A 1,886-nucleotide genomic window follows, 5' to 3' on the forward strand; every position below is an offset into this window, starting at 1 on the left:
GCCGCCTGATCGGCGCAGAGCGACAGCCTACCTCTGACTGCCGCCAATCTTTGCAACAGAGCCGTACAAACGATCTGTGACCTTCTAGACGAATTCGCTCCCCCCGTTTCAGGACGCCGGCGTCGCGATCTAATCACCTATGTAGAAGATCGCCGCGGCCACGATAAACGTTATGCCATCGATGCAAGCAAGATAAGTCGGGATCTAGGATGGCTCCCAAGTCGTACATTCGAAATTGGCATTCGCGATACCGTTGAATGGTATCTAAAGAACTCATGGTGGTGGCAGGATATTCTTGATCGTGGTCATCACGTCGAGCGCCTAGGCCTCGGTGCAAAAGATAGTCAAAAGGAGATAGTCCAATGAGAGGTATAATCCTCGCCGGCGGATCGGGCACCCGTTTACATCCCGTGACTCTCGGAACGAGTAAGCAGCTCCTACCTGTGTATGACAAGCCAATGGTGTACTTTCCCCTGAGCACACTGATGCTAGCCGGTATCAGAGACATTCTTGTTATTACGACGCCGAAGGATCAGGACGCTTATAAGCAGGTGCTTCGCGACGGGAGCCAATGGGGTTTGAACTTGTCTTATGCAGCACAGCCATCTCCAGATGGGTTGGCTCAAGCGTTGCTCATCGGTGAAAGTTTCCTCGCCGGACAGCCCTGCGCGCTCGTGTTAGGTGACAACATCTTCTATGGTGATGGCCTCGGGGCCGAGCTGACCGATGCAGCAACAGCCGGTCATGGAGCGTGCCTGTTTGCCTATCATGTACGCGATCCGGAGCGTTATGGGGTTGTCAGCTTCGACCGCGAGGGAAAAGCCGTCACCATAGAGGAGAAACCCGCAAACCCCAGGTCAAATTGGGCCGTTACAGGGCTGTATTTCTATGATGGCAATGCTTCGCAGATCGCCAAATCGATAAAACCTTCCGATAGAGGTGAACTCGAAATAACATCAGTAAACAATATCTACTTAGAAAATGGTTTGTGCTCGGTTGTCAGGTTAGGCCGAGGATATGGCTGGTTTGATACAGGAACACACGCTTCCTTGCTTGAGGCAAGTGAGTTTGTCCGAGTAGTTCAAGACCGACAAAATCTCCAAGTCGCATGCCCCGAAGAAATTGCCTATCGGAAAGGCTGGGTGACGCCAGAGGTCATCGAGAAAGCCGGAAATCTACTAGCAAAGACGAATTACGGCCAATACCTTTTGAGCTTGGTTCACGATGACAGCTACGCCTTGATATAAAAATATGATTTTTAGGGCGTGAACATCCTAGCTGTCTGGCAATATTTGCCGCTTTCCATAGCGAGAGAGGAACATGCTCACGCCTTCGGCAACCACTTTCTCACGTCGCTCCTTCGATGGAGCATCCCCAATACCGATAACTCGTAGCCAAAGAAGGGGCTCGTTCAGCAAACCTAAGAACTGTGAAGCTGCAAGTTCCGCATCTTCGACATGAAGCACGCGGTTCGCACTTAAGGTTCTCAGGTACTCTACCAGAGCTCGCATTGCCGGCGCCTTCCCTGCTTCAAAGAAGGTTGTTGGCAGGTCGGGAAACCGGGTTCCCTCACTAATAACCATACGAAGAAAAGCCACAGCAATCGGCGGTTCCCAAAAATCCACAACGGCATCCCCAATCCGCTTCAGACCAGCCGCCGGATCGCTTAGAACAGACTCATCAGCGGTAATTTCCACAACGGGAAATTCACTCCATACTCGCTCTACGGATGCGATAAACAGCGCCTCCTTGCTTTCGAACTGGTTGTAGACAGTTCGGCGCGCAACTGAGGCCTCCCGCGCAACCAGGTCCATGCTCGTGTCGGCTCTGTTGCAAAAATCGTGAAGCTTGAGCATGCTTGGCGGAGATTGGACGGACGGAACGAT

At 52.1% G+C, this 1,886-nt stretch carries 2 protein-coding genes; one reads left to right on the forward strand and one right to left on the reverse strand.

The window, feature by feature from the left end; all coding sequences use genetic code 11:
• Positions 1-362: 362 nt before the first annotated feature.
• The gene (gene rfbA, locus AC3G88_RS29330) at positions 363-1,247 is read left to right on the forward strand and encodes a glucose-1-phosphate thymidylyltransferase RfbA (protein ID WP_023082278.1); all 885 of its coding nucleotides are present in this window, start codon (positions 363-365) and stop codon (positions 1,245-1,247) included.
• Between the two features lie 27 nt (positions 1,248-1,274).
• Here rfbA and AC3G88_RS29335 read toward each other — a convergent pair.
• Positions 1,275-1,886: TetR/AcrR family transcriptional regulator (locus AC3G88_RS29335; protein WP_488894486.1), on the reverse strand; the 612-nt coding region annotated here is incomplete at its 5' end.

The organism is Cupriavidus sp. 86D6, from assembly GCF_057815095.1.